The 674-nt window shown below is 58.2% G+C and carries 2 protein-coding genes; one reads left to right on the top strand and one right to left on the bottom strand.

What is annotated here, in order from left to right:
* Positions 1-185, bottom strand: a 185-nt coding sequence (locus EOC06_RS41210) for a DUF2285 domain-containing protein (RefSeq protein ID WP_206631393.1), incomplete at its 3' end; no start/stop codon positions are given.
* A 301-nt stretch (positions 186-486) separates the two neighbouring features.
* Between EOC06_RS41210 and EOC06_RS41205 the strand changes: the two genes are divergently transcribed.
* On the top strand, positions 487-674 hold a 188-nt coding region (locus EOC06_RS41205; protein WP_206631391.1), incomplete at its 3' end, for a hypothetical protein.

The following is a 674-nucleotide window of genomic DNA, read 5'->3' as shown; positions in this document are numbered from 1 at the left end:
CGTTTGGCGCGTTCCGGGTGGGCATCGACATCGAACCCAAAAATGATCTCGACAGCCTCCCGCCAGGCGGCCCCGTCCCGCGCTGCGTCGAAGAGGCGCAGATAAGTGATCCTGTGGCGCCAGTCGTAATCGGTTATCGCGTCGACATTCGGGGGGCTGTCTTCGTAAGGGGGTATCTCGGGCATGGTCTTATCGTGAAGCGGTGCATTGCCGGGTGAGCAAAGGTGCCACAGGGCTGAATGAGAATGAACCCCCTGTGCTCTTCCTTGTTCGCCGAGGCTCGCTCTGGGCTGGACCGATATCTGCGAGTTCATCGATGATTCATGGCGTTGGCATTGGCTTGTCGCAACGGTTCTACGAAAGCCTCGTTGCACCTATTCTCCAACAGCATTTTCCCAAACTGCCCCATGCGGCGGCCAGGATTGGCCTCGGGTCAGAAGTGCTTGGCTACCGCACTGATATGTCCGCAGACCACGACTACGGTCCATGCGTGCAGATCTTTCACCCGAAGCGGAATTTTCCGAGACAGCCCGGGAGATAATGCGGATCCTGGACCTCAGCTTGCCCGATAGATTCGACGGCTGGTCAGTTCGCTACCCCACCAATGTCCGTCCGTCCGCTGCAGATGCCCGAGAAGGTCTGCTGGGATCAGAACACGGCGTTGAACTATATAC

Origin of the sequence: Mesorhizobium sp. M7A.F.Ca.MR.362.00.0.0, from assembly GCF_004023175.1 — a bacterium.
Taxonomy (GTDB): Bacteria; Pseudomonadota; Alphaproteobacteria; order Rhizobiales; family Rhizobiaceae; genus Mesorhizobium.
This window is presented reverse-complemented; position numbering and strand designations above follow the sequence as displayed.